Annotated in this window: 20 protein-coding genes; 11 read left to right on the forward strand and 9 right to left on the reverse strand. The window is 69.5% G+C overall.

What is annotated here, in order from left to right; all coding sequences use genetic code 11:
- The 4 genes from FJV41_RS30575 to FJV41_RS30590 all read left to right on the forward strand — a co-directional run.
- Positions 1-305 (forward strand): energy transducer TonB (locus FJV41_RS30575; protein WP_141646116.1); only part of this gene is annotated, 305 nt, incomplete at its 5' end.
- Between the two features lie 8 nt (positions 306-313).
- Positions 314-1891 (forward strand): PepSY domain-containing protein, encoded by a 1578-nt coding sequence (locus tag FJV41_RS30580; protein ID WP_141646117.1) that lies wholly within the window; start codon positions 314-316, stop codon positions 1889-1891.
- 221 nt (positions 1892-2112) lie between these two features.
- A complete protein-coding gene (locus tag FJV41_RS30585; protein ID WP_246137528.1) occupies positions 2113-4299 on the forward strand; it encodes a TonB-dependent receptor in 2187 nt (728 codons plus the stop codon).
- Between the two features lie 17 nt (positions 4300-4316).
- Positions 4317-4997, forward strand: a complete 681-nt coding sequence (locus FJV41_RS30590; protein WP_141646119.1) for a Fe2+-dependent dioxygenase — start codon at positions 4317-4319, stop codon at positions 4995-4997.
- Between the two features lie 6 nt (positions 4998-5003).
- Here FJV41_RS30590 and FJV41_RS30595 read toward each other — a convergent pair whose 3' ends face one another.
- Together FJV41_RS30595 and FJV41_RS30600 are read right to left on the reverse strand one after the other, a co-directional pair.
- Complete coding sequence (locus FJV41_RS30595; RefSeq protein WP_141646120.1) at positions 5004-6722, reverse strand: DEAD/DEAH box helicase; 1719 nt, start codon at positions 6720-6722, stop codon at positions 5004-5006.
- 128 nt (positions 6723-6850) lie between these two features.
- Positions 6851-7699, reverse strand: coding sequence for a metallophosphoesterase (locus tag FJV41_RS30600; RefSeq protein ID WP_141646121.1), 849 nt, complete (start codon positions 7697-7699; stop codon positions 6851-6853).
- 196 nt (positions 7700-7895) lie between these two features.
- Here FJV41_RS30600 and FJV41_RS30605 point away from each other — a divergent pair, with 196 nt between their 5' ends.
- The gene (locus FJV41_RS30605) at positions 7896-9350 is read left to right on the forward strand and encodes a hypothetical protein (protein ID WP_141646122.1); all 1455 of its coding nucleotides are present in this window, start codon (positions 7896-7898) and stop codon (positions 9348-9350) included.
- A gap of 21 nt (positions 9351-9371) precedes the next feature.
- On the opposite strand, the gene FJV41_RS30610 is transcribed toward FJV41_RS30605, so the two are convergent.
- Positions 9372-12128 (reverse strand): phospholipase D-like domain-containing protein, encoded by a 2757-nt coding sequence (locus FJV41_RS30610; protein ID WP_141646123.1) that lies wholly within the window; start codon positions 12126-12128, stop codon positions 9372-9374.
- A 302-nt stretch (positions 12129-12430) separates the two neighbouring features.
- Here FJV41_RS30610 and FJV41_RS30615 point away from each other — a divergent pair, with 302 nt between their 5' ends.
- From FJV41_RS30615 to FJV41_RS30625, 3 genes are all read left to right on the forward strand, one after another.
- Positions 12431-13519 carry a hypothetical protein gene (locus FJV41_RS30615; protein ID WP_141646124.1) on the forward strand — a complete coding sequence of 363 codons (1089 nt, stop codon included), beginning with the start codon at positions 12431-12433 and terminating at the stop codon, positions 13517-13519.
- 84 nt (positions 13520-13603) lie between these two features.
- Positions 13604-15310, forward strand: a complete 1707-nt coding sequence (locus FJV41_RS30620) for a glycoside hydrolase family 99 protein (protein ID WP_141646125.1) — start codon at positions 13604-13606, stop codon at positions 15308-15310.
- A 108-nt stretch (positions 15311-15418) separates the two neighbouring features.
- The gene (locus tag FJV41_RS30625) at positions 15419-16171 is read left to right on the forward strand and encodes a carboxylesterase family protein (protein WP_141646126.1); all 753 of its coding nucleotides are present in this window, start codon (positions 15419-15421) and stop codon (positions 16169-16171) included.
- A 41-nt stretch (positions 16172-16212) separates the two neighbouring features.
- On the opposite strand, the gene FJV41_RS30630 is transcribed toward FJV41_RS30625, so the two are convergent.
- Genes FJV41_RS30630 through FJV41_RS30655 form a run of 6 tightly spaced genes read right to left on the reverse strand, consistent with a single transcriptional unit; the run spans position 16213 to position 22258 of the window.
- The gene (locus FJV41_RS30630) at positions 16213-17223 is read right to left on the reverse strand and encodes an MlaD family protein (RefSeq protein WP_141646127.1); all 1011 of its coding nucleotides are present in this window, start codon (positions 17221-17223) and stop codon (positions 16213-16215) included.
- Positions 17216-17974, reverse strand: a complete 759-nt coding sequence (locus tag FJV41_RS30635) for an ATP-binding cassette domain-containing protein (RefSeq protein ID WP_141646128.1) — start codon at positions 17972-17974, stop codon at positions 17216-17218. Before FJV41_RS30635 ends, FJV41_RS30630 begins: the two co-directional genes overlap by 8 nt.
- A complete protein-coding gene (locus FJV41_RS30640) occupies positions 17971-18717 on the reverse strand; it encodes an MlaE family ABC transporter permease (protein ID WP_141646129.1) in 747 nt (248 codons plus the stop codon). Before FJV41_RS30640 ends, FJV41_RS30635 begins: the two co-directional genes overlap by 4 nt.
- Complete coding sequence (locus tag FJV41_RS30645; RefSeq protein ID WP_246137529.1) at positions 18714-19520, reverse strand: MlaE family ABC transporter permease; 807 nt, start codon at positions 19518-19520, stop codon at positions 18714-18716. The genes FJV41_RS30640 and FJV41_RS30645 overlap by 4 nt, the downstream gene beginning before the upstream one ends.
- The gene (locus FJV41_RS30650) at positions 19517-20215 is read right to left on the reverse strand and encodes an ABC transporter ATP-binding protein (RefSeq protein ID WP_141646130.1); all 699 of its coding nucleotides are present in this window, start codon (positions 20213-20215) and stop codon (positions 19517-19519) included. Before FJV41_RS30650 ends, FJV41_RS30645 begins: the two co-directional genes overlap by 4 nt.
- A gap of 12 nt (positions 20216-20227) precedes the next feature.
- On the reverse strand, positions 20228-22258 hold the full coding sequence (locus FJV41_RS30655) for a putative metal-binding motif-containing protein (protein WP_246137530.1): 2031 nt from the start codon (positions 22256-22258) through the stop codon (positions 20228-20230).
- 133 nt (positions 22259-22391) lie between these two features.
- Here FJV41_RS30655 and FJV41_RS30660 point away from each other — a divergent pair, with 133 nt between their 5' ends.
- The 3 genes from FJV41_RS30660 to FJV41_RS30670 all read left to right on the forward strand — a co-directional run.
- On the forward strand, positions 22392-23849 hold the full coding sequence (locus tag FJV41_RS30660) for a TolC family protein (protein ID WP_141646131.1): 1458 nt from the start codon (positions 22392-22394) through the stop codon (positions 23847-23849).
- A 5-nt stretch (positions 23850-23854) separates the two neighbouring features.
- A complete protein-coding gene (locus tag FJV41_RS30665; RefSeq protein ID WP_141646132.1) occupies positions 23855-25066 on the forward strand; it encodes an efflux RND transporter periplasmic adaptor subunit in 1212 nt (403 codons plus the stop codon).
- Positions 25063-26616, forward strand: a 1554-nt coding sequence (locus FJV41_RS30670; RefSeq protein WP_141646133.1) for an efflux RND transporter permease subunit, incomplete at its 3' end; no start/stop codon positions are given. The genes FJV41_RS30665 and FJV41_RS30670, both read left to right, overlap by 4 nt.

Genomic DNA, 26616 nt, shown 5'->3' on the forward strand with positions numbered 1-26616 from the left:
GGACGGGCGAGGCGGTGGGGTTGGGGCAGGTGCTGCGACCTCCGTCCGTCTTGAAGCAGCTCACGCCGGAGTACCCCCGACGGGCTCGCGTCGATGGCGTCCAGGGGCTCGTCCTGGTGCGCATCATCGTTGGCACGGACGGTGAGGTTGAGACCGAGCACACGCGGGTCATCCGCTCCATTCCCATGCTCGATTCGGCGGCCATCGCGGCCGTCAATCGGTGGCGCTTCACGCCGGCCATCGGACGCCAGGGCAAGCCCGTGCGCGTCATCCTCGAGCTTCCCGTCCAGTTCTCCTTGAATTGAAGCAGGTCATGGCCCTCCCGCTCCGCAAGCCGCTGTTCTGGATTCATCTTGTCGTCGGTGTCGTCGTTGGCATCGTCGTCGCCATCATGTCGGTGACGGGGGTGGCCATCGCGTTCGAGTCCCAGGTTCTCGAGTGGGCGGAGGCCGAGGCTCGCGCCGTGCCGGCTCCCCAGGCGGAGGTCCGGCGGCTGCCCATCGAGGCGCTGGTGGCGAAGGTTCGCGAGGCGAAGCCCGAGGCCCAGGTGTCGGGTGTCACGGTGTATCCGTCCGCGACGGCGGCCGCGCAGGTGGCCCTGGGGCGCGCTGGCGTCGTGTTCGTCAATCCCTACACGGGCGAGGTGCGGGAGGGTGGGGCGAAGGGTTGGCGGGACTTCTTCCATGTGATGGAGGACTGGCACCGGTGGCTCGCGACGGGCGGCGACAATCGCGCCATCGGCAAGGCGATCACCGGCGCGTCCAACGCGGGCTTCCTGTTCCTGGCGTTGTCGGGGCTCTACCTGTGGTGGCCGCGCAGGTGGACGCTGAAGACGGTGCGCCCGGTGCTCTGGTTCAAGCGGGGATTGAAGGGCAAGCCTCGCGACTTCAACTGGCACAACGTCATCGGGCTCTGGTCGATGCCGGTGCTGGTGGTGCTCACGGCGTCCGGCATGGTCATCTCGTACAAGTGGGCGTCGGACTTCGTCTACTCGGTGACGGGCAACCCGGCGCCAGCGACGCAGGGGCCTCCAGGGTCGGCGGGCGTGAAGGTGACGCCGCCGGAGGGTGGAGGGCCGCGCAAGGAACTGGGTGCGCTCCTCGCGACAGTCCAGGAGCAGGTTCCCGCCTGGTCGAGCATCACGTATCGGCTGCCGTCGCCGCCCCGAGGGGCAGGTGGGCAGGACAAGCCGTCCGCTCCCCCAGGGCAGGCACCGTCCGCGCCGCCACGGGCAGGGCAGGGTGAGCCTGGCGCTCGCGCCGAGGCTCCGGTCGTGGCGGGTGAGCGTCGCGCTGAGTCCCCCGTCACCAACAGTGAGCGTCGCACCGAGACACCAGCGGGTGAGGGTGCGCCTCGCGCCGAGTCGCGGGGTGGTGCGCCCGTCGGGGAAGGTGAGCGCCGTGTTGAGGCACCGGCCGCTGAGGGCGAGCGTCGCGCCGAGTCGCGGGGTGGCGCGCCCGTCGCGGAAGGTGAGCGCCGAGCCGAAGGCAAGTCGCGCGGTGAGTCGCGCGGCCCGAAGGGTGACAGCGACGGCAAGGTCGACGCCGTCACCTTCAACGTGAAGGAACAGGATGGATGGCCGCTGTTCGCCTCCACTCAGTTCTCGGTGGACCCGTTCTCGGGCGTCATCGCGAAGCGTGAGGGCTTCGCGGACTTCAACAGCGGACGCAAGCTGAGGACCTGGCTGCGCTTCCTCCACACCGGCGAGGCGCTCGGGTGGGTGGGCCAGCTCATCGCCGCGATGGCCTCGCTCGGTGGTGTCTTCCTCGTGTGGACCGGCTTCGCCCTGTCGTGGCGACGCTTCTTCCCGAAGCGAAACCCGCGCACTTCGACGCCCGTGCCGGCGTCGTCCGAGCCCACGCCCGTGAGCTCGCCGGAGACCCCCGCCTAGGACACCTCGAAACGGGCGGGCGAGGTTCCCGCGACGCCTTCGGGTGTCCTTTGGTTGATTCTGAAAATCGCAGTCATTCTCAATTTAACTGGAACGGCCCCTCGATGGGCCTGGGAGTGGGGAGAGTCATGTCGTTCATCAAGTCACGCAGCCCTGGAATCCGGACGAGCGCGGGTCACACGGGAGGAATTCGTTCCGCGCTGAGGCCGTGGGGTCCCGCGATGGGGCTCGCGTCGGCGCTGGCGGCCGGTGGGGCGGTGGCGCAGGAGCAGGAAGCACAGCAGGTGCCGGTGGAGGCCGCGCCCGTGGAGCCCCAGGCCACGACGCCCGCGCCGGAAGCCCAGGGCACCGAGGGTCACTTCACGCTGCCCACCGTGCAGGTGCAGGGCGACGCGGAGGGCTATCAGGTCAAGGAGAGCTCTCTGCCCCGCGTCCAGCGCGCGCTGGTGAATACGCCGCAGTCCGTGACGGTGGTGCCGGAGGAGGTGCTCGAGGAGCAGCAGGCGACCACGGTGCGGGACGCGCTGCGCAACGTCTCCGGCATCACCATGAGCGCCGGCGAAGGGGGACGTCAGGGTGACGCCTTCATCCTGCGTGGTTTCTCCGCGCAGAACGACGTGTCTCGCGACGGCGCGCGAGACTTGGGCTGGTTCACCCGCGACACGTTCAACCTGGAGGGCGTGGAGGCGTACTTCGGTCCGTCCTCGGTGCTCTTCGGCCGTGGCTCCACGGGCGGCGCCATCAACCTGGTGACGAAGAAGCCCAAGCGCACGTCCTTCCAGGAGGTCGCGCTGAGCGGCGGCACCGCGCCGTCGGGCCGCGTCGAGGCGGACCTCAACGAGGCGGTGTCGGAGAACTTCCAGGCGCGCCTCAACCTCATGGGCCAGCTGGCCTCCACGGCGGGCCGCGATGTCGTCCAGGACAACCGGCTGGGCCTGGCGCCCTCGCTGCGCTTCAAGGTGGCGGAGCAGACCACGCTGGAGCTCGACTACCTCTTCCAGCGCGAGGACGGCCTTCCCGACTACGGCGTGCCCTACTTCAACGGCAAGCCCGTCACGGAGACGCTGGATGTCCCGCGCGGGAACTTCTACGGCGTGAAGGCGGACACCGAGCGCGTGGATGCCCACGTCGCCACGGCGCGCCTCACCCAGGGACTGGGCGAGCAGTTCCAGTTCACCAACACGCTGCGCTTCGGCCGAGTGGACCGCTTCGCCAGCCCCACCGCGCCGCGAGGCCTCACCCCCGCGGGCGCGCCGACCACCATCGGCCGGCAGCGCTTCCAGACGGAGACGGACAACTCCGTCATCTCCAACCAGGCCACCGTGGGCGGCGAAGTGGAGACGGGCTTCATCAAACACACCGCGAACGCCGGCGTGGAGCTGTCGTGGGAGAAGCGCGGCCAGTCCCGCGACAACCTCAACGCCGTGGGCCTGCCCACCGGCCCCAACATCCCGGCGGACCTGTTCGAGCCGGACGCGGAGCCGGACCTGTCCGCGGTGTCGCCGGTGTTCTCCGGCTCCAACGTGAGCATCCAGCGGACGCTCGGCCTCTTCGCCGCGGACCAGGTGCAGGTGGGTCAGTACCTGGAGCTGGTGGGCTCGCTGCGCTGGGACGTCTTCAACACCGACTACTCCACCACGGGCAACACCGGCGCCAAGAGCCGGCTGCGCAAGAGCGACCACCTCTTCAACTGGCGTGCGGGCGTCGTCCTGCACCCGGCGGAGAAGGTGAGCGTCTACGGCATGTACGGCACGTCCTCCAGCCCCTCCGCGGAGCTGGGCTCGGTGTCCGCGGACACCGTGAGCCTGGACCCGGAGAAGAACGCCATCCTGGAGGCGGGCGCCAAGGCGGACCTGCTCGACGGCCGGCTCGGGCTGACGGGCGCGGTGTTCCGAATCACGAAGACGGACGCGCGCGTGCCCAACACGGACCCGGAGGGGCCGCCGCAGGTGCTCGAGGGTGAGCAGCGCGTGCAGGGCTTCAACGTGGGCATCGCCGGCACCATCGTCGAGCGCTGGAAGGTGCTCGCCAACTACACGCTGATGGACTCCGCCATCGTGGAGCACACGAACGCGTTCCTCGTGGGCCAGCGGCTGCCCAACACGCCGCGCCACAGCATCTCCCTGTGGACGACGTACTCGCCGCTGAAGGACTTCACCGTGGGCGGCGGCGCCGTCTACCAGGACGTGACGAGCGTCAGCAATCCCGCGGCGCCCACCACGGCGACCAGTTACGTGCCGAACTTCTGGCGCTTCGATGCGTTCGCCAGCTACGCGTTCGGCAAGGCGCAGGTCCAGCTCAACGTCTACAACCTCACCGACACGCTGTATTACGACCAGTACTACGGCGGCCACGCGGTGCCCGCCGATGGCGTGTCCGCGCTGCTGACGGCGCGTTACCGCTTCTAACCAAGAGGGTCGCGGTCATGATGTTGCACATTCCCAATGTCCTGACCGCGCCCGAGGTGGCCCGTTGCCGCGCGGTGATGGAGCAGGCGGACTGGACGGACGGCAAAGTCACGGCCGGCCACCAGTCCGCCCAGGTGAAGAAGAACCTCCAGCTCCCCGAAGGCGGCGCCGCCGCGCGGGAGCTGGGGGAACTCGTCCTGGCGGGGCTGGAGCGCAGTCCGCTCTTCATCTCCGCCGTGCTTCCGCAGCGCGTGTTTCCCCCGCTGTTCAATCGCTACGACACGAGCATGTCCTTCGGCTCGCACGTGGACGGCGCCATCCGCCCCGTTCCCGGGACGGGGCAGCGCGTGCGCACCGATGTGTCCGCGACGCTCTTCCTCTCCGAGCCGGACAGCTATGACGGTGGAGAGCTGGTGGTGGAAGACACGTACGGCCACCACGCGGTGAAGCTGCCCGCGGGGGACCTCATCATCTACCCGTCGACGAGCCTGCACCACGTCACCCCGGTGACGAGGGGGGCGCGGCTCGCTTCGTTCTTCTGGGTGCAGAGCATGGTGCGCGACGTGTCCCGGCGCGCCCTGCTGTTCGACATGGACACCGCCATCATGCAGCTCAACCAGGAGGTGCCCAGGAGCCCCTCACTGGTCATGCTGACGGGCGTGTACCACAACCTGCTCCGCCAGTGGGCGGAGCCCTGAGTCACCTCAGGTCCGGTCCTTGCGGACCACGACCTTGCGACCGCGGATGGTCGCCGCCTTCAGCGCGGCGATGACGCGGTTGGCATCCGGCTCGGGGACTTCCACGAGCGAGAAGCCGTCGGCGATCTGAATGGCGCCGATGCGCGACGAGTCCAGGCCCGCTTCACCGGCGATGGCGCCCACCAGGTCGGCGGGACGCATGCCCGCCACACGGCCCGCGCCAATCCACAGCCGGGTGGTGTCCCAGGACGGAGGGCCCGCCGGGCGCTTCGGGGCGCCTCGCTCCGAGCGGACGGGACGCCCGCCCGGTCCCGACGAGGGGCCACTGGAGCGAGCCGGCCGCTCCGTCGCCGGCGAGACCGCGGGAATCTCCTCCTCTTCCTTCGCGCGGCCTTCGTCCTGCGAGTCCTGGAGCAGCTTCACGGCCGCCGCGGCGATGTCGAGCGGCTCGAACTCGCCGGCCAGGTCCTCCACGATGCTCCGCAGCGACTCCAGTCCGCCGGCCACCAGCGTCTCGCGCAGCGTGGCGCGCATCAGCTCCTGGCGACGGGCCCGGAGGTCCGCCACGGTGGGGATGGTGGACACGGTGATTCGCTGACCGGTGACCTTCTCGATGTTGCGCAGCAGCCGGCTCTCGCGGGCCTCGACGAGGGTGATGGCCACGCCCTCGCGACCCGCGCGGCCCGTGCGGCCGATGCGGTGCACGTACGCCTCCGGGGCGTTGGGCACGTCGAAGTTCACCACGTGGGACAGGCGGGGGATGTCCAGGCCGCGCGCCGCGACGTCCGTGGCGACGAGCAGGTCCGTGCCGTGCGACTTCAGCTGCTTGATGACGCGGTCTCGCTGCTCCTGCGTCATGCCGCCGTGGAGCGCGTGCGCGCGCCAGCCCCGGCCGTTGAGGGAGACGGTGAGGTCGTCCACCTCCGTGCGGGTGCGGCAGAAGATGATGGCGGCGGTGGGGGACTCCACATCGAGCAGCCGGCCCAGCGCGGCGATCTTGAACGAGCGCGGGACGACGTACGCGGTCTGCCGGATGCGAGGCAGCTCACCCGGCTCCACCTTCTCCTTGGCGATGCGCACGCGCACCGGCTGGTGGAGGTGGCGCTCGGCGATGCTGGCGATGCGCGGGGGCAGGGTGGCGGAGAAGAGGGCGGTCTGCCGGTTCTCGGGCGTCCCGGAGAGGATGGCCTCCAGGTCGTCGGCGAAGCCCATGTCGAGCATCTCGTCGGCCTCGTCGAGCACGACGGTGCGGACGTTCTCGAGCTGGAGGGTGCCTCGGCGCAGGTGGTCCAGGGCGCGGCCGGGGGTGGCGACGACGACATCCACGCCGCGCTTGAGCACGCGCAGCTGCTGGCCGATGACCTGGCCGCCGTACAGCGGCAGGACGGTGGCGCCCAGCTTCTGGCCGTAGCGGTGGATGGCCTCGGACACCTGCATGGCCAGCTCGCGCGTGGGGACGAGCACCAGGGCGGAGGTGTTGTGGGGGCCCGCCTCACCCGGCTTCAGGTGGTGGAGGAGGGGGAGGGCGAAGGCCGCCGTCTTGCCAGTGCCGGTGGCGGCGATACCGAGCAGGTCCTTCCCTGCGAGCAGCGGGGGGAGGGCGGCCTGCTGAATGGGCGTGGGCTCCTCGTATCCGAGGGCACTGAGCGCCTCCACGAGCTGGGGCTTGAGGCCCAGGGATTCGAAGGAGGCGACGGGGGGCGAAGACGGCGGTGCGGAAGTCACGCCGGGGCTTGTACCACCGGCTTCCTCCCTCGTGGCTTTAAGAATCGCCCTTCTGTCCCACATCTATCGCGTCCCTGGTGGGCGCTGGTGGGTGGACGGCCTGGGAGTCGACAGCCTCAGCGGGGGCTTCAGCCCTGCTCGGGGACCCCCAGCGCGGTGACTTCCTGAAGCCCTGTCGGGGTGGCGTGGAAGACGGCGAAGGCGTCCGCCCCCTGCTCCACGCTGGCGAGACAGCACACCTGGGAGACTCGGCCGGAGGCGTGGGCGAGGGTTCCCCGGTAGCGCTTGTGCAGATGTCCACAGAGCACGAGCGAGGGCTGGAGTGCTTCGGCCACGAGCCGCGCGTAGTCATTGCCCACGGCCTCGGCGCTGGGGCTTCGACGCTGGTGCGCGAAGTCCTCGCGGTCCTCGGTGGCGATGATTCCGGAGGGCCAGTCATGCACGAGGAGGACATCCGCCCGTTCGAGTCCCAGGGCGCGGTCGATGTCCTCTTCGTTGAAGCAGGTGAAGTCCTTGGGGGACACGCTGCCGAGCAGCGACAGGGGCGGATGCGGCTTCTGGAAGCCCCCTTCGTCGTGAATGCCGGAGACGCCGACGACGCGCAGCCCCCTGGGGTCGACGACGCCCACGCGGCCCACGTACCGGCAATTGGTGGCGATCAGCGCGCCCTCGGGGGTCGCGTCCAGGTGGCCGTGCGGCTCGTGGTTGCCGCCGATGAAGTAGACGGGCCAGGGGAAGCGGCGGCGATTCTGGTGGTAGTCCCCGAAGTCGCCCAGGTGCTTGTAGCGCGCGGGGGCGGCCATGGTCGCCAGGTCCGCGTCGTCGCGGTGGGGCTCGAAGTCTCCGACCTGGAGCACGAAGGCCAGCTCCCGGTGCGCGTTCTTCGTCCAGGACTGGAGGAAGGACACCATCCGGTTCATCCGCCCGTGCACGTCGCCCACGGCTGCGAAGTAGAAGTCGTCGGGACGGGGGGCCATGGTCGCCTCTCAGCATGACGCGTCCTGGCGTCGGGTGGCGCAGCGACGGGGGCGGGCCCAGGGGTCTGACCGGGACAGAGAGTAGTTGTCCGGGCTTCGCAACTTCCCTGGGAGTGTGGAGATAATCCATACAAAGCAGTCGCGGCTGAGTTGCCCCTCGGGCCTGGCCGCAATCCAAACCCCCGGAGATCTCCCCATGACGCGCATTTCCTCCAGTGGGGGCACGCCCACCCGTGCCTCGCAAAGTGACACGTCGGTCGCCGCGGCCCAGCCGAAGCCGGAAGTCCGCAAGCCCGCGGTGACGTCGCAGGACAGCTTCTCCCGCCCGACGCAGAAGGGCGTGGAGCGTGCCGCGGTGGCCATCAACCCGGATGAGTTCGTTCCGGGGCCCACGCGTCGCGATGTCTACAACGACCTCGACGTTCAGAAGATCCGCTCGCAGTCGAACAGCATCCGGAGCTTCAGCGAGGGTGAGGCACAGCCCCGCACGCGCGAGGACGCGCTGGCCAACGCGGACCGCCTGCTGGGTGGCGCGAACTTCCTGAAGCTGAGCGAGACCGCGCAGGGCGCCAACATCACCCGCGACGCCAAGGACGTGAACGACGCGGCGGACACGGACCCGGCGTCGCCGCGCCATCAGGCGGCCGTGGCCGAGGTGGAGGCCAACGCGGCCCTGGAGCAGGAGGCGCTGGACAACCTCTCGCCCGAGGAGCGCCAGCAGTATCAGGAGGTGCGCGATGGGCTGATGGCGGTGGAGCCCGCGGGCGACCCGGTGGCGACGCTCGCGCTCCAGAAGCTGCTCTTGGAGGGCAAGCTGCCGGGTGAAGAGGCGCTGGGCGGCGAAGGAGATCTGCTGGACCAGCTCCACACGCTGCAGACGCAGGAGCTGGGCGAGGGGATTGATCGCGGCGCACTGCTGTCGGACGTGGTGCAGGAGCTGGCGACGCCCGAGTCCGTCAACCAGCGCAACAAGGGCACCTGCGCGGCCACCGCGGCGACCATCCAGCTCCTCATGGAGAACCCGGCGGAGTACGTGCGCCTCGTCGCGGGACTTGCGAGCAGCTCCGGCGAGGTGACGCTGGCGGACGGCGAGACGGTGATGAAGCGCGAGGCGCTGGGGGCCGAGGCGAAGGGCGGAGAGGACGTTCGCTCGGAGAGCCAGGAGCTGCTTGCGCCGGCGTTCATGGAAGTGGCGAACGGCGACAAGGACTACCAGGACAAGACGGACGCCCATTACGAAGACGGGAAGAAGACGCACAGCGGCCTGTACGCGGACGAGTTTGATCGGCTCGCGGAGGCGGTGTTCGACCGGAAGGTCGACACCGTGAAGGGGATTGGCGGGGCCGAGGAGGAAGCGGCGGCGTGGGAGCTCATCCAGGAGCGCACGGCCGCTGGAGAGTCGGTGGCGGTGGGAATGACGTGGGGTTCAGGAGGCCACCAGGTGGTGGTGACGGGCACGGGCGTGGACCCGAAGACCGGCGAGGAGTACGTCGAGTACACCAACCCCTGGGGCCGCACCGAGCGCATGCCGAAGGACGAGTTCCTCAGCCGGCTCAACAGCATGCACACCCGCCCCGAGGAGAAGGGGAAGGAGCTGGACCGCGCCCCGAGGCATCCGGACGCGCCCGACCGCATCGCGCGGACCGGGTAGTCGGGCCGGGGCCGGCGTGGCTCAGCCGACGAGCGAGGGCCAGTTCCGGCCGACCCAGGCGCGCTGTTCGACTTCGTCGCGCCAGCTCCGGTCCTCGCGGTCGATTCTGCGCGACGTGGCGAAGAGCCCGTTCAGGGCGGTGAGCAGGCGCTCGGCGAAGGGCGCGTCCTCCACGATGAGGAGCGCCTCGCTCTCCCAGTAGGCGGCGGTGACGTCCAGGTTGGCGCTGCCGATGGCGACGGCGCTGGTGTCGCAGACCATCAGCTTGGCGTGGACGTGGGGGAAGAGCTGCTCCAGCTCCGGCTCCCACTCCGGCATGGCGGGCAGCGCCCATTCGTAGGCGATGCCGCCCGCCTCGATGACCGCGTCCAGTCGACTGCGGACGTAGCGGTCCGCCACCTCGCGCAGCGCTCCACCCGGGAAGTACGTCCGCGCGGAGCCGTAGTGCGGCCGGACGCTGCCGAACAGCACCTCCACGCGGACGCCCCGGCGCACGGCGGCGATGAGCGCGTTCTGGAGTTCGAGCAGCAGCGGGAAGGTGTTCACCAGCACGAGCCGTGAGCGCGCGTGGCGGATGAGCGCGAGCTGTGTGTCGAGCGTGTGGGTGTCCCTGAGTCCTTCATGCAGGACGACCCGGGCCGCCATCGTCCCCACGGATTGCGTGGGTGGGAAGGCATAGGGCTCGCCGCCCGCGCGGGTCCACTCGGACAGGAACGCGCCTTCGAGGACGCTGACCAGGGGCCCTTCCAGTCGCGCGCCACAGTCGAGCCAGGGGATGTCGCGATAGTGCGAGGTCCGTCGCAGGCCCACTTCATCGAAGCCCGTGTAGTAGGGCGCGCCGAGATTCCGGCCCGAGACGAAGGCGCGCTCGGAGTCGATGACGGTCAGCTTGCGGTGGTTGCGTTGCTTGAGCTCGGAGAGGCTGGGCACGCCGACCAAGGGCGCGATGGCGCGCACCTCGACGTGGGGTGTCTCGGACAGCGTCACGAGGGCGGGGTTGAGGGCGCCGAAGGAGTCATGGCCGCTGTAGAGCGCGTCCGCGAGGAACCGCACGTGGACACCGCGTGAGGCGGCTCGCTTCAGTGCGTCCGTGATGCGGGCGGTGACGGCGTCGTCCTCGACGATGTAGCACTGCCAATGGATGGTGCTTCGGGCCGAGTCGATGGCCTCGAGCACGGACTCGCGAGCCAGCCCGTTGTCGAGCTCGAAGTCGATGTGGTGTCCCTCCAGGAGGGGACTGCAGCCCGCCAGTGCCAGCTCTCGTGACCAGGTGTTTGGTGCGTCGGGGATGGAGAGGGGCGCCAGGGAGGTTGCCCGGGGCAGCGCCAGACACTCCGCGGGGCTCAGCGTGCGCAGGTACGGATGGACCGGCTTGTGCGCGTCGCGAGTGACGACGGCGGAGATGGCGACGCCCGCGGCGGCGAGACGGGTGGCCACGCGCAGGAGGCGCTGTCCGTCGACCTGTTGGGGCACATCGTCCGCGCGAGCGTCGTCGAGCCACGCGCTGGCATCGAGCAGCAGGGGCCAGGGGGTGTCGGGCAGCAGCTCGCGGAGATGTTCGCGCTGTTCGTCGAGGGAGTCGGTGTCGCGCAGTCTGACGAAGACGAGGTGGTGACGGTCCATCGCCAGGGCGCGCACCGCTTCGAGCGTGTCCTCGTCGAGCTGGCTGTCCACGAGGAGCAGGGGCTTCTCGGGCCCGAGCACGTAGCAAGGCGAGAGGTTCCTGGGGGCGGAGGCGCCGGAGAAGGAGAACGCGAGCGGGTGGAGTCCTCGAACGTGGTCGAACCAGGACGCGGTGAGCGCCGCGGTGCCGCCTTCGTGTCGAGTGGTTCCCAGGGTGGCTCCGCCCTCGAACACGGACAGTGGGCCCGCTTCGGGGACGGAGATGCTCGACATGAAGCCGACGCGCTCGACGGAGAAGCGGGGCGCCAATCCGGGGACGGCCACGGAGTCGGAGACGGCGTAATGGTCCTCGAACAACACGGACGCCGTCTGCGTGCGAGGAAGGAGCAGCGTGGGGACGCGAGCCTCCTGGAGGGCCCTGGCACCCAACATCCCAAGCACCAGGGCTTCCATGTTGGCCAATGCGTCGGCGGGGATGACCAGGAGGTCCGCGCCGGAGCGGAGCGCCGCGACGTCGAAGGCCTCTACGCGGCTGTCGGCGGGGTTCTCGGTGAGGGATTCGACGTGGAGCGTCTGCGTGATGCCCAGGGCGCGCGAAAGGGCCTGGAGGTGCGAGGTCTGCTCGGGCGCCGAGCCGGTGGTGAGGGCGATGAGCTCGGAGGGCAGGGCGCAGCGGGAGAGAAAGGTCGCCACCGAGCCGAGTCCCCGTCCATCTGGAGCGATGGCCACGGCCATGCGTGACGGGGCCCTGGGCGCGGTGGCGGGGGCCTTCCCGATGTTGAGCACGGGGACGTGCTCGCGCAGCGAGAGCGTGAGCATGGCGCTGACCCGGGCACGAGGGGCCGTGTCGAGGTGGGGACCGAGGACGACGAGCTCGGCGCCGTGCTTCGTGGCGGCTTCGATGAGTGAGCGGGTATCGAGGTGGGTTTCGAGTGCGCCACTGACCTGGAGTGTGGGGCTCCAGGCGTGCAGGGCGTGTCGAAGCCGGTCCAGGACGGTGAGGCTCGCGGGAGGAGGGGCCTCTAGCTCGCTGCGCTCGGGGACCAGGCCGTACAGATAGACGGCCTCGGGCGAGGCGCTCAGCCGACGAACCGCGTGGAGCACCGCCTCGGACTCCGAGCCAGCATCGAAGACGACCACTAGACGACGGAACATGGCGCGCGCGGTTCCCAGGACAGCCTGTCGCCCGCCTTCACCGACTCACGGCTCCAGCGGTCGACCGAGGAACCATTATGCCGGGATTGAGCCGTGGTGGCGCCCTTCGATGGAGGGCGTCGAGGTTTTGGAGTGGGGGCCGGGGTTCGAACTCCCGATGCCGCGCTTTCCTGGGATTCGTCGTATGAAATTGCAGGCGGATTGGAATTGATTGCCTGAGGCAACGAGTCTGTGATTTGCGTGGGGATTTGTTAGTCTTCGGATTCATGGCCATTCCATCGCGTTGCAAGAGGCGTCCGTTGATGGCGCTCGTCGTGGCGAGTGTCATGGGTTGTGGAGACGGGGTGTTCGAGAAGGAGGCCCATGGGGAAGCGGGGACAGTCCCTCGCTCATTGGTGGACTTCGCGGTGGGCATCTCGGATTCGGATGCGGAGACGTTCACCCATCCGGCCTGGGACGGGCTCAACGTGAAGCGGGCGCGAGTCGTCGTGCCCTATGACGTGGCACAGCGACCCGCGAACGACGCCCGGAGACTGAAGTTCGAGGCGTGGTTGCAGGCGACGGCGGCGAAGGCCGTGGAGCCCTACGTGACGCTCGGACCGAGCGATCTGCGCAAGGCGGCGAATGGGAAGTACCTGGCGCCCACGGACGTGGAGTTCCGCGCGGCCTTCGAGTCATTCCACGCGACGTACCCGGCCATCACCCTGGTGGGAGCCTGGAACGAGCCGAACTTCCCGAACTCCGTCCTGCAGAGCGGAGTCCCGTTGGATGAGCCCACGTGTGCCAGTGAGGACCTGGAGAACTGCGGGCCGCTGAGGGCGGCGTTCTACTACCGGCTCGTCGTGAGCATCTGTCCGGACTGCACGGTGCCGGCGGGGGAGTTCGACGCGACGCCGAACGACCCGTACTGGGATCGCTATCGCATCTTCCTGCGGAGCCACCGGCCCAACCTGTGGAGCATCCATCCGCACCATGATGCCAATCGCTATCAGGCGAGCGGTGCGCACTGCGTACCGGGAGACCAGGGCTGCACGACGCGGACGTTCGTGAACTGGCTCGGGGGGCTGGATGCGAGCTGGGACGTGGGGCACATCTGGCTGACAGAGGTGGGCGCATTCTACCGGAACGCGGATGGGCAGGTGTTCGGTGACGTGTCCCAACGAGACACCACGAAGTTCATCCTGCGGCTGCCGAACCTGAGCGGGCGAATCACCCGCATCTACTATTACAACTCCGCGAACCAGTGCTCGACGGCGGCCAACTGCGCCATGCAGGACCGGGGCATCATCGCGCCAGAGCCCTGGGATGGAAGTCCCCTGGGGTATGACACCGCAGGCCGCATCCGACCGTCTTATGCCGTGCTGAGGGACAGGGACACCAACGGGCCCTGAACGCCAGCGTGACAAGGGGCTTGAAAGGCCACACAGCAAGGACAGTAGGGTGCCGCCTCCCCCGCGTCACCCCGGAGTCTGTCCATGAAGCGATGTCAGTGGTTGGGTCTTGGCGTGGCCTTGGTCGCCCTGGTCCTGGCGGGCTGCAATGATACGCAGTCAGAGGAAATCCAATCGTCAGGGATTGAGCAGTCCTCGGCCGTATCCGCCCTGGCGCCCGCGCGTGTGCCGAAGTCGGTGGGCAAGAAGGTCTACGCCCACTTGATGCCGTGGTTCGAGACCCAGGCCTCATCCGGCAATGGGTCCTGGGGCATCCACTGGACGATGGCGAACCAGAACCCCAACAACGTGGATGGCTCCGGCCGGCGGCAGATTGCCGCGCACTACTACCCGCTGATTGGCCCCTATGCCTCCGGGGACAAGGACGTCATCGAGTACCAGCTGCTGCTGATGAAGTACGCCGGTGTGGACGGCGTCCTCATCGACTGGCCCGGCACGGTGAATGCCTGGGACTATCCGAAGAACAAGCAGAACTCCGAGGCCCTCATCGCCCGCACCGCGGCGGTGGGCCTGGACTTCGCCATCGTCTATGAGGACCACAACATCCTGCTCGCGGCGAACGCGGGCATCATCACCGACAAGCTCGCCGCGGGGCGGGCGGACATGGGCTACCTGAGGGACCACTACTTCCCCCAGGGCAACTACATCCGGGTGAACAACGCACCGCTGCTGCTCGACTTCGGTCCGCAGACATTCCAGACGCCGTCGGACTGGACGAACCTCTTCGCCTCGCTGTCACCCAAGCCGGCGTTCCTCACACTCTGGTACGAGTCCCAGGAGGCGGGCGCCAACGCGAGCGGCGAGTACGCGTGGATCTACTCGGACTTCATGGCGGGGCTGAATCACTTCTACGCCAACCGTCCCCTGGGCCTGAAGATGGGCGTGGCCTACCCGGGCTTCCACACGTTCTACAGCTCGGGCGGCTGGGATGGCCCCACCTGGAGCATTCCCCACAACGGGCTGGGCTCGTTCCAGCAGACGCTGGACGCGGCCCTCGGGAGCAGTGTCGGCCATATCCAACTCGCGACGTGGAACGACTATGGAGAGGGCACCATGCTGGAGCCGACACGGGAGTTCGGCTACGGCTTCCTCACTACACTCCAGCAGCGGCTGGGCGTGCCCTATTCACAGCGCGAGCTGGAGCTCATCAACACCCTCTACCAGCAGCGCAAGCAGCACGCCGGCAACGCGGCGAGGCAGGCTGAACTGGACCAGGCCTTCCAGCACCTCGTCGCGCTCCAGGTCGCCCAGGCGGAGGCCATCCTCAACGGTGGCTCCACGCCCACGACGGTTCCGCTCACCAACCCCAGCTTCGAGTCAGGCATGACGGGCTGGTCCACGTGGTCTCCCAATGGCACGGAGTGGGCGGCCTTCAGCGAGACGTACAACGGGGCTCAGTCCGGGGCCTATCACCTGACCCACTGGGGCACGGCGGCGTACGAGGCGTGGACGTACCAGGTCGTCACCGGCCTTCCATCCGGGAGCTACAAGGTGAGCGCGTGGGTGCGAAAGGGCGGTGACTTCGGGCTCGCGCGCCTCCAGGCGAAGACGTGTGTCTCGTGCGAGCCGGTCTTCACCTCGCTCGGGACGTATGGCTCCTGGACGCGGGTGGAGACGCCGAGCATCTCCGTGACCGGAGGCACGCTGGAGCTGGGCTTCCACACCCAGGCCCCGGCGATGAACGGCGCCAACTTCATCCACATGGATTCCATCGAGCTGCGCAGGCAGTAGAGCGTGCACCTAGACTTATCGTTATAGGCAGCAAGTCAAGAAATTGCTGGATGTGGTGCAACTCGGTGGCTAAAGTATCGACTCCCCCAAGGTTGAAGAGGAGTTGCCATGTCGATATCGCAGCGCATCTTGTTGGGCTGTGTCCTGTTCTTCGCGCAGGGCGCGTTGGCCGCACAGGGGCAGATCCTCGCGCGACCCAAGGCGACGGTTCCGGGCATCAGCTACGGCTACTGGGAGTATCTGCCGCAGGGCTATGACGACAATGCCGGGGCGAGCTATCCGCTGGTGATCTTCCTGGGGGGCCAGGGGCAGGAGGGGGATGGAACGGCCTCGGTGGCGGGCTTGGAGAAGCTGATGGCGGTCACCGCGCCGCCTCGGCTCATCCGGAACGGCCGGCACTTCCCGTTCATCCTCATCTCGCCGCAGCGATTCAATGCCTGGTGGGGCGACAATGAGATTGACGCCATCCTCGAGTTCGCGAAGACGCGCTATCGAGTCGACCCGAACCGCATCTATCTGACGGGGCTCTCGGCGGGGGCCATCGTCACCTGGTCCTACGCGGTGGCCTTCCCGCAGAAGCTCGCGGCGATTGTGCCCATCGCGGGGAACGGCAACGGGATCCCCATCTGCAACATGTGGAACGTGCCGGTATGGGCCTTCCATGGCACGGCGGATGGGACGGTGTCTCAGTGGGGATCCATCGACCCGGTGAACAAGCTGAACAACGTCTGCAATCCAGCGGCGAGCCCGCCCGCCCAGCTCACGCTGTATCAGGGCGTGGGACACGACTCGTGGTCCCAGACCTACAACGGTTCAGCGGGTCATGACATCTACGCGTGGATGTTGAGCCACTCGCTCTGAGCTGTTGTCGGAGGCTCGCGGTTGGCGTCTGCCAATCCCTGCTAGTCCTTCCACAGCATCTTCCACGGATGCTTGCGCAGGTCCGTCACCAGGGTGCGCAGCTCGTTGTAGAGCGTCGGGTCCTTGAGGACGGCGCCGGCGGTGCCTTCTCCAGCCTCTATCTTCCCCAGCACGCGGTCCGCCCGGGCCGCGATGCTGTCCAGTTGCCCTACGGCGGCCGTGAGCTTCTCCAAGGCCAGTTTCACGCGCTTCCCATCCTCCGGGCCCAGCTCGCCCGTGACGGCCGCCAGTCCATCCAGCGTCGTCCCCGCGGACTTCGTCAGTCCCGGCAGTTCGCTGCGCAGCACCGCCGCCGAGGCCGCCGCATCGTCCAACAGCCGTGCCGCCTTGCCCCCCGGCTGGAGTGACTCCCTCGCGAGCTGAGCCAGCTGCCTCAAGTCCTTCGATGCCGCCGCCAGCTCCGAGGCCAGCACCTTCACGTCGCCCTTGTTCTCCGTGAGCAGCTCATCCAGCGTCTTGGAAAGCCGCGAGATGTTGGTCACCAACCCCGTCACCGCCTCAGGGTCCTTCTCCAGCATCCCGGACATCGTCTCCACGAACTTCGAGAGATGCTCCGCCAGCAAATCCAGACGCGGTGCATCCGTTCCCCGCAAGGCCTCGCCCTCGGGCCTGCCTCCCGGCTGGGTTCCTGGATTCAATTCCAGATAGGGCTCGCCCAGCAGGCCCACCGAGGCCACCGTCACCCGCGCATCCGAGCGCAGCGCCGCCAGCGACTCCGGTGTCACCGCCAGCTCCATGCGCACGGGCAAGGGCTGTCCGCGGGCATCCCTGCGCTCCGGCTGCAGTCGAATCGCCTGCACCCGGCCCACCTGGACGCCGCCCAGCTTCACCGGCGCGCCCTCCACCACGTTGCCCGTGTGCCCGAAGTCCACCGGGAGCACCGTGGACGACCCGAGGCTGAGCTCACCCATCAACCACAGCAACACCAGCACGCCCACCACCGCCGCCAGCACCAGGGCGCCCACCTTCAATTCCAACCGTCGCTCATCCATCCGTCGCACCCTCCATGAACGGCGCCGTCAACACCCGCAGCTCTGGCGCGGAGGACTCCAGGAAGCCCTCCGGCGGCCCCAGGTACGCACACCGACCTCCCGCCACCACCAACACCTGGTCCGCCAGCCCCTTGAGCTGTCGATAGTCGTGTGTCACCACCAGCCCTCCCAGTCCCCGCGTCTTCAGCGACGCGATGACCTCTTCCACCTGCGTGGCCGCTCGCCGGTCCAACCCGGTGGTCGGCTCGTCCAGCAAGAGATAGCGCGGCTTCAACACCAGCGCCCTCGCGATGGCGGCGCGCTTCTTCGCCCCAGGCCCCAGCTCCGGCGGCAACCGGTCCGCCCACTCCAAGAGCCCCACCTGCGCCAGCGCCGACTCCACCGCGTCCTCCGGGGCCTTCGGGTCCGCCAGCCGCACGTTCTCACGGAGGGTCCGCCAGTCGAGCAGGGCAGGGCCTTGCACCAGATAGGGCGCGCGGCGCCGCAGCCGGACCAGCTCCCGCTCCGGCTGCGTGTCCACCCGCTCGCCCCACAGCTCCACGCTGCCGGAGTCCGGTTGCAACAAGCCCACCGCCATCCGACACAACACGCTCTTGCCCGAGCCGCTCGCCCCCGCGATGAACGTCAGCTCGCGCGTCGACACCTCCGCCGTCACGCCGTCCAGCACGCGCCGACCTCCCTCGAACGCGACGCGCACGTCCGTGAAGCGCAGCGTGTCCTCGGTGCGGGTGGGGGAGTCGTTCGCGCTCACAGGCGTAGCAGTTGGAATGCGAGGGAGACACCAAAGTCAATCAACAGACACCCCAGACTCGCGGCCACCACGCCCTGCGTCGTGGCTTCTCCCACCGCCTCCGCGCCACCCCGGGCTCGCAGCCCCGCCACCGCCGCCGCCAGGGGAATGTACAGCCCACACGCCACGGCCTTCATGCCCGCCGCCAGCAAATCCCAGCCATCCACATACCGGGGGTCCATGAAGGCCCGACCGTCCACGCCGAACACGAGGCTTGCCACCAGCGCCGCCGACAGCGTCGCGGCCACCGTCCCCAAGGTGCTCAACAGCGGAACGCCCAGGAGCCCCGCCACCACGCGCGGCGCCACCAGGTCCGCGTACGGGTCCCCCGCGGACATCTCCAGCGCCTCCACCTGCTCGTTCACGCTCATGGTGGACAGCTCCGCCGCATGGCCCGCCCCCGCGCGCGACGCCGTCAGCAGCGCGGACACCACCGGCCCCAGCTCCCGAATCAGCAGCTCGAAGTACGCCGGCCCGAGCACCGCCACGTTGCCCACGAACCTCCGTGCCTGGCTATTGGCGATGGTCACCAGGACCGCGCCGAAGAAGGCCATGCCCGACATCACCAGCCACACGCTGCGCCCCCCCAACTCGTGGAGCTGCACCGCGCACTCGCGCCAGGACACGCCCTCGCGAGCCCCGGCCCGCACCGTGCGCGCGAAGAGCACCACCGGGGCTCCGAAGAACGACAGCACCCGGTTCATGCCATCCACCCCGCGAGGACGAGCGTGAGCACGAAGTCGATCACGAAGATGGCGGCGCACCCTTGCACCACCGCGCTCGCCGCCGCGCGTCCCACCGCCTGGGCGCCCCCGCGCGCCGACAGCCCCACCGTGGTGGACACCAGCGAGATGGCCAGGCCGAAGGCGCCCGTCTTCACCACGCCTCCCAGGATGTCGAGCGGACTCAGCATCTGCGCGAACGTCCCGAAGAAGATTCGCAGCGGCAGGCCCAGCGTGAAGAGCGCCGCCACGGACTCGAAGAGGATGGCGACCAGGAACGTGAAGGTGCTCATCGCGAGCATGCTCAATTCCATCGCCACCACGCGCGGCGCCACGAGGATGGCGAAGGGGTCCAGGCCGATTCCGCGCAGGCCCTCTATCTGCCCACCCACCTGCATGGTGGCCAGCTCCGCCGCGTTCCTCGCGCCAATCCGCGCGGACATGATGAGGCCCAGCAGCAGCGGACCGAACTCCCACAGCACTCCATAGCCCGCGGCCCACCCGAGGAACGCCCGCGCGCCGAAGCGCTGGATGTAGAGCCCCGACTGCAACACGACGATGACGCCCGCGAGCGCCGCCGTGGCCAGCGCGAGGGGCAGGGAGTCGTAGCCGAACTGCACCAGCGCCCGTGCCAGCTCGCGCCGCTCCAGTCGCGGGAGTCCGAGCACCGTGCGCGCCGCCACCAGCGCCAGCGCTCCGATGCCTCGCACTGCCCCCAGGCCCAGGCTCCCCGCGCCGCGCACCGTCTTCAGCCCGGGGCTCTCGACGCGCGGCGGTGGGCTCACGGGAGCACCTCGTCCTGTTCGCGCTCCAGCTCCGGCGCGGGAGGCCCGTCGTACACCAACCGCCCACCTCGGAGATACAGCCAGCGGGGCAGGGGAAGGTCCAGCGGCGCCTCGGGCGCGGCGACAATCAACGTGCCGCCCCGGGAGACCTCCAACAGCACCCGCGCCACCTGCCGGGCCGTCCCCGGGTCCAGGCCCGCGAAGGGGTCGTCCGCGAGCAGCACGGAGGGCCGCGCCGCCAGCGCCCGACCGATGCCCGCGCGCTTCTTCATTCCACCGGACAGTCGCTCCGGCAGCGTGTCGGCCGCGTCCTGCAAGCCCACCGCGCGAAGCACGTCGTCCGCGCGCGCCTCGGCCTCGCGCTCCGGCACATGTCGCCGGACGAGCGGAAGCAACACGTTCTGCCGCACCGTCATCGAGTCGAACAGCGCGTCCGTCTGGAACACCATGCCGAAGGACGCCTGCCGCTCACGTCGCGCGGCGGAGGACAGCCGCGCCACGTCCTGCCCATCCCACAACACCTGCCCGCGAAACGCGGGAACCAGGCCCGCCAGCGACTTCAGCAGCGTCGTCTTCCCCGCGCCAGAGCGCCCCAGCAGCAGCGCCTGGGTCCCCGGTGGCAGCGCACAGCGCACGTCCGAGAGGACCGTCCGCGCGCCGTGCCTCACTGTCAGGGCTTCAGCGCGCAGGTCCATGGGCTCGCTCTCTCACGGCGTCCAGCGCAGCAGGGTGCCGCGGTGGCCCGTGGCCCACACGTCCCCGGGCCCCGAGCCACCCAGCGCATTCAGCGTCGCCGGCGACTGCGTGGCGGTGCTCCAGGTCGACCCGTTGAAGAAGTGGACGTCGTTCACCTCCGAGGACACCGCGTAGAGGGCGGTGCGGCCGAAGGCCATGAGGGCCCGGAGATCGGGCGTGGCCCCGCCCGTCACCGTCAGTGTCGGCAGTCGAGTCCAGGTGTCTCGCGAGCGCTCCAGCAGCAGCGCGCCGTCGCCCGCCACATAGGCCAGCCGAGGCGTCAGGACCCGGACGTCGTTCAGGAAGCCGGTGGCATCCGAAACGCCCAGCTCTTCCTTCGTCCACGTCGTCCCGCTCGTAGGCGCACGAAAGGCCACGGGGCGGGGCTGTCCATCCACCGTCTCCGCGCCCACCGCGAGCAGCGTCGTTTCATCCAGGCCATGAATGGCCCTCAGGTTGGAGGCCACCTCCGTGAGGACCGTGGGCTGCTCCTGCGTCGCGCCTCCGTCGTCGTAGCGCCAGCGCAGGACGCGGCCCTGACTGGTGACGGCATACAGGGTGACGATGTTGTCCGTAGGGCTCTCGAAGCCGACCAGGCCGTTGATGGCGCCGGCATGGCCACTGGAGAAGCTTTCGCACGGCTCGGCCTCTTCACCGGGCCTCAGCGTCGCGAACCGACCCGCGCGGGAGCCCAGGAAGACGCGGCCATTGCTCGCGGCCCACGCCGACTTCCACTCGCCCTCACAGTTCGTCACGGGCGTGACGGCGTCGTCTTCCACGTGAAGCACACGGCTCGCCACGCCCGCCAGCCATCCGTGCCTCCTCGAATACACGGCCACCGCATCGAACCGCGCGCTCGCGTCACCCAGCTCCTCCCGCGCATCCCACGCCGTCGAGGCACAGCCCGTCACCCCGTCATCTGTCTGGCCATTGCAGTCGTTGTCCAGGCGGTCGCACTGCTCGGTGAGGCCCTGTCGCGCCAGGGCGGAGCCCTCGTCACAGTCGGTGTCCTCCCGCGTCGCGCCCGGCTCGGGCGGCATACAGCCGGGCCCCACCGACTGTCCGGCCTCTCCATCTCCGTCGTCGTCCGCGAAGTACGCCACCGGTTGCTCGCTGCTGGCGCACGCGGAGGCGGAGGGCCCCGCGCAGGCCAGCACCCCGGAGCAGCCCAGCGGCGTCGTGCACGCCATGCCCACGGAGAACCCATCGCTGTCCGCCACGCCGTCGCAGTTGTCGTCCCTGCCGTCGCAACGAAACTCCGCCTGCCCGGGGTGGATGTCGCCGGCCGTGTCGTCACAGTCCCCACCGCGCGTCGTGAAGCCCGTGGGTGTGATGCAGGCAAGGACCCGCGGGCCCCCGTCATCGCCATAGCCATCCGCGTCCGCGTCCGGCCAGAACGGAGTCTCGCGCGGGGCGTCGTTCTCTCCTGCAACACAGTTGTTGTCGATACCGTCACACAGTTCGGTGGCCCCGGGGTGGATGGCCGGGTCTGTGTCGTCGCAGTCCGTGCCAGGGTAGGGCGGCTTCGCGGCGAAGGCCCCATCGCCGTCCAGGTCCTCCGCGCGCAGGTCCAGGCCCAGGTCGGTGACATCCCGGGTCGGAAACCGGGCCTCCGCGGACTGGCTCGCGATGACGGGCCCGGCACACGAGCCCTCGTGCGCCACGGCGGTCACTCGCAGGTCACGACTCCAGCCCGGATGATCCTGGATGACGCCGAGGCGCGTGTCGCTGAGGCGCTCCTCGTCCACCGGCACCGCGCCCGATGCGGTGTGCGACGCGTCGTGCACGTCCACCACCGTGAGCGTCAGGCACTTTGGCCGGAAGGTCGCATACGTGATGAAGACCCTCAGCGCTGGCGCGCTGGCGGGGGTCTCCGTCTTGCAACCCGACAACGCAAGTGTCAGCAGCAGTACACCCACCTGGAATAAACGCATCGCCCGTGCATTCCCCGCCGCGTCGCGGCGCCCGCTGTCGTGACGTACCGCCGTAGAACCCAAGGACATCCGGAACTCCCCCATAGACCGCCGCGCTGGCCATCGTCCAGAAGCCCCCGTCGCAGGGTGCATCCTTTCGCTCGTCGGGCCCCAGCGCGCGCCACCCCGTCACCCATCTGGCCCGAGCCCCGCCTCCTCGCTCATGTCCCCTGTTCGAACCGCCCTCTTCGCTCCCCTCTGTGCCTGGCTGGCCTTGTCTCCAGCCGAGTCCCAGGCGGCCCAGAGCGATGCACCCGTGGCACCCACTCCCTCGCGCGGCGCTGCGGATTCCGCACCCGAGGCTGCGAATTCCGCACGGCCCGCTGCGGAATCCGCACCCGTCGCGCCAGGCACGGCGGCGCCCGCGAGTCCTCCCGCGGACAGCGCGCCGCTGACGCTGGAGCGAGCGGTGTCGATGGCGGCCGAGCGCAACGAGTCAGCGCTCGCGGCCCAGCAGCGCGCCACCGCCGCCGACGCTCGCCTGTCGCGCGCCCGTGCGTTCTTCTTCCCGGAGCTGACGGCGACGGGCACCTATACGCGCCGCTCCAACCAGTCGACGCGTGAGGTGGGCGGGCAGCAGGTCGTCCTCCAGCGCTACAACGCCTTCGGCGCCAACATCGTCGCCCGCGTCACGGTCTTCGACGCGCGCGGCTTCCCGCTGTACCGGGCCGCGCGCCTGGACGGCGAGGCGGCGGGGCTGGAGGCCGTGGAGGCCCGACGTCAGATTTCGTTCGAGGCCGCCAACGCCTTCCTCATCACCCTCCAGGAGCAGCAGGTCTTCCAGGCCGCCGAGCAGCGCATCGCCTTCGCGAAGCAGTCGCACGCGGACGCATCGGCCCGGGCGAAGGGGGGGCTCGCGAGCACCAACGACGTGACGCGCGCGGAGGTGGAGGTGGCCACCGCGGAGGTGGAGCTCATCAGCGCTCGCAACCTGGCGCAGACGAGCCGCCTGGAGCTTGGCTATCTGCTGGTGGAGTCGGTGGAGGGCGCGCTCGTCATGCCGCAGACCCTGCTCGACGACGCGGCCCGGCCGCTCGCGACCCACGACTCCATCATCCCGGGCGCCGTGGAGCGCCGCCCGGACATCCTCGCCTCGCGTCTGCGGGTGGAGTCGCTGGAGGCGAATGCGCTGGAGCCGCTGGCGCGACTGCTGCCCTCGCTGGGCGTGGCCGCGACGTACCGGCTCACCAATGAAGGCGGCCTGACGGGCCGCACCGGTGATGGCTTCCTGTCGGCCGACCTCGTCTGGAACCTCTTCGATGGCGGTGAGCGCTACGCGGAGCGCCGTGAGCGGGTGGCCCTGGCGCGCGCGGCGGAGCTGGAGCAGCAGGCGGGCACGCGGCGCGTGGACGTGGACATCCAGCGGGCCCGCGTGGCCCTGGAGAACGCGCGGGCGGCGCTCACCCAGAGCGAGCTGGCGACCCGCGCGGCGCGGCAGAACGCGGAGGAGCAGGGCATTCTCTACCGCCAGGGATTGTCCACGGCGTTGACATTGGCGGATGCCTCCCTCCGGTTGTTCGAGGCGGAGGTGGCCCTGGCGCGCAGCCGGTATGCGCTGGGCGTGGCCCTGCTGGGCCTGAGGGCGGCAGTCGGACTTGATCCCCTGGGGAAGGAACCGTGAAGGCGATGCGACGCGCAGGAACGCTGACGCTGGCCGTGGCCATGCTGGCCATGGGTGCATGCAAGAAGGACGCGGAGGCGTCGAAGGGCGCGGAAGCGGCCCCGGCCGGGAAGGCGGGCGGTCGTCCCGGCGGCGGTGGTCCGGGGGGCCGTGGGCCCATCCAGTTCCCCGTCGAGGTCGCCCCCGTGGAGGCCCGCGACGTCGAGTACGTCGTCAACGCGGTGGGCTCCGTGGAGGCCTTCGAGCGGGTGCAGATCACCGCGCGGGTGCCTGGCGCCGTGGAGCGTGTCCTCTTCATGGAGGGGCAGACGGTGAAGAAGGGCGACATGCTCGCGGAGATCGAGCCCGCGCGCTACGCCATCGCCGTGCGCGCGGCCGAGGCCTCGTTCGCCAAGGCGCGCGCCTCGCTGGCGGAGGCCCAGTCCGGCGCTGCCCGTCGCACCGCCGTCAATGAGGCCAGCCCGGGCCTGTTGCCCGCGGAGCAACTCGACACCTTCCAGGCGCGAGCGCGCACGGCGGAGGCGGACGTCGCCTCGGCGCGGGCGGCGTTGGACCAGGCCCAGCTCAACCAGCGCGACGCGTATGTGCGCGCGCCCATGGACGGCGTGCTCCAGACGCGCACGGTGCAGACCGGGCAATACGTGCAGCCCGGCATCGTGATGGCGACGCTCTTGCGCAAGGACCCGCTGCTCTTGCGCTTCACGGTGCCGGAGGCGGACGTGTCGCGGCTGAAGCCGGGCCTGCCCGCGCGGTTCTCTGTGCGCTCGGAGGGCGGCTCGTACATGGCGAAGATCACCCACGTGGCGGAGGCCGCCGACGAGGCCAGCCGCATGGTGCCGGTGACGGCCGAGGTGTCCGCCGAGGACGCGCACCGGTTGCGGCCGGGCGTGTTCGCCTCCGTCGCGGTGCCAGTGGAGACGCGCGGTGGCAGCCCGGTGGTGCCGCAGACGGCGGTGCGCGCCAGCGAGCGCGGCTTCATGGCGTTCGTGGTGGAGGGTGACAAGGCCCGCGAGCGCATCCTGGAACTGGGCATGCGCACGGCGGACGGCCGGGTGGAGGTCCGTGAGGGCCTCAAGGCGGGAGAGCGACTGGTGGTGCGCGGCGGCGAGGCCCTGCGCGACGGCGTGGTGGTGCGCGTGGCCGAGGAGAAGAAGCCCGCGCTGACGGCCGAGCCCCGCGTCGAAGACGCCGGCGGCGGCGAGGGAGCTGGGCGATGAGCCTGACGGAAGCCTGCATCAAGAAGCCGGTCCTCGCCTGGATGATCATGGCGGCGACCATCGTCTTCGGCGTGGTGGCGTCGCAGCGCATCGGCATCAGCCAGTTCCCGGACGTCGACTTCCCCACCATCAACATCAGCGTGACGTGGGAGGGCGCCAACCCGGAAGCGGTGGAGAGCGACGTCATCGAGGCCATCGAGGAGGCCGTGACGCAGGTGGAAGGCGTCACCAGCATCACCTCCAACGCCCGGCAGGGCGGCGCCAACATCACGGTGGAGCTGGACCTGTCGCGCAACGTCGACACGGCGCTCGCGGACGTGCAGACGAAGGTGAGCCAGGCGCAGCGCCAGCTCCCCGAGGACATCGACCCGCCCATCGTCACCAAGACGAACCCGGAGGACCAGCCCATCATCCAGGTGGGTGTGTCCGGGCCCTTCTCGCAGCAGGTGGTGAGTGACTTCGCGCGCTACCGCGTGAAGGAGAAGCTCCAGACGGTGCCGGGCGTGGGTGAAGTCCAGATTGGCGGCTCGCTGGAGCGCAACGTCCGCATCTGGGTGGACTCCGGCAAGCTGGACTCGCTGGGCCTCACGGTGATGGACATCACCGCCGCGCTCCAGCGGGAGCACGTGGAGCTGCCGGCGGGTCGCATCGAGACGTCGGGCCGCGAAGTCAACGTGCGCGTGCTGGGCGAGGCGCTGGACCTGGAGACGCTGCGCAACATCGTCATCCGGGAGCAGGGCGGCCAGCCGGTGTACCTGCACGACGTGGCGTTGGTGGAGGACGGCTTCGAGGACATCCGGCGCATGGCGCGGGTGAATGGCATCCCCGCGCAGGGCCTGGGCATCAAGAAGCAGCGCGGGGCCAACGCGGTCTCGGTGGCGCAGGGCGTGCGCGCGGAGTTGGCGCGCATCCAGAAGGAGGCCCCGGAGGGGATGGACGTGGCGGTGCGCTTCGACTCGACGCAGTTCATCGAGGAGAGCGTCCACGAAATCGAGTTCGAGCTGCTGCTGGCCTGCATCCTCACCGCGTTCGTGTGCTGGGTGTTCCTGGGCTCGCTGTCGAGCACGATGAACGTGGTGCTGGCCATTCCCATGTCGCTGTTGGGGACGGTGGCCGTCATCTACTTCCTGGGCTTCACGCTCAACACCTTCACGCTGCTGGGTCTGGCATTGGCGGTAGGCATCGTCGTGGACGACGCCATCATGGTGCTGGAGAACATCTTCCGGCACGCGGAGGAAGGGAAGGACCGGGTGCGCGCCGCGCGCGAGGGCACCGCGGAGATCACCTTCGCCGCGCTGGCGGCGACGATGGCCGTCATCGCCATCTTCCTGCCTGTCGTGTTCATGAAGGGCATCATCGGCCGGTTCTTCCTCCAGTTCGGCGTCACGCTCTGCGTGGCGGTGCTGCTGTCGTACGTGGAGGCCATCACCCTGGCGCCGGCGCGCTGCGCGCAGCTCTTGAAGACGTCCCGCGAGGGGCGCAGCAAGATGGGCGTGTGGGTGGACAAGGGCTTCAGCAAGCTGGAGCACGCGTATGGGCGGGTGCTGGGC

Source organism: Myxococcus llanfairpwllgwyngyllgogerychwyrndrobwllllantysiliogogogochensis, assembly GCF_006636215.1.
In the GTDB taxonomy this organism is placed as follows: Bacteria; Myxococcota; Myxococcia; order Myxococcales; family Myxococcaceae; genus Myxococcus; species Myxococcus llanfairpwllgwyngyllgogerychwyrndrobwllllantysiliogogogochensis.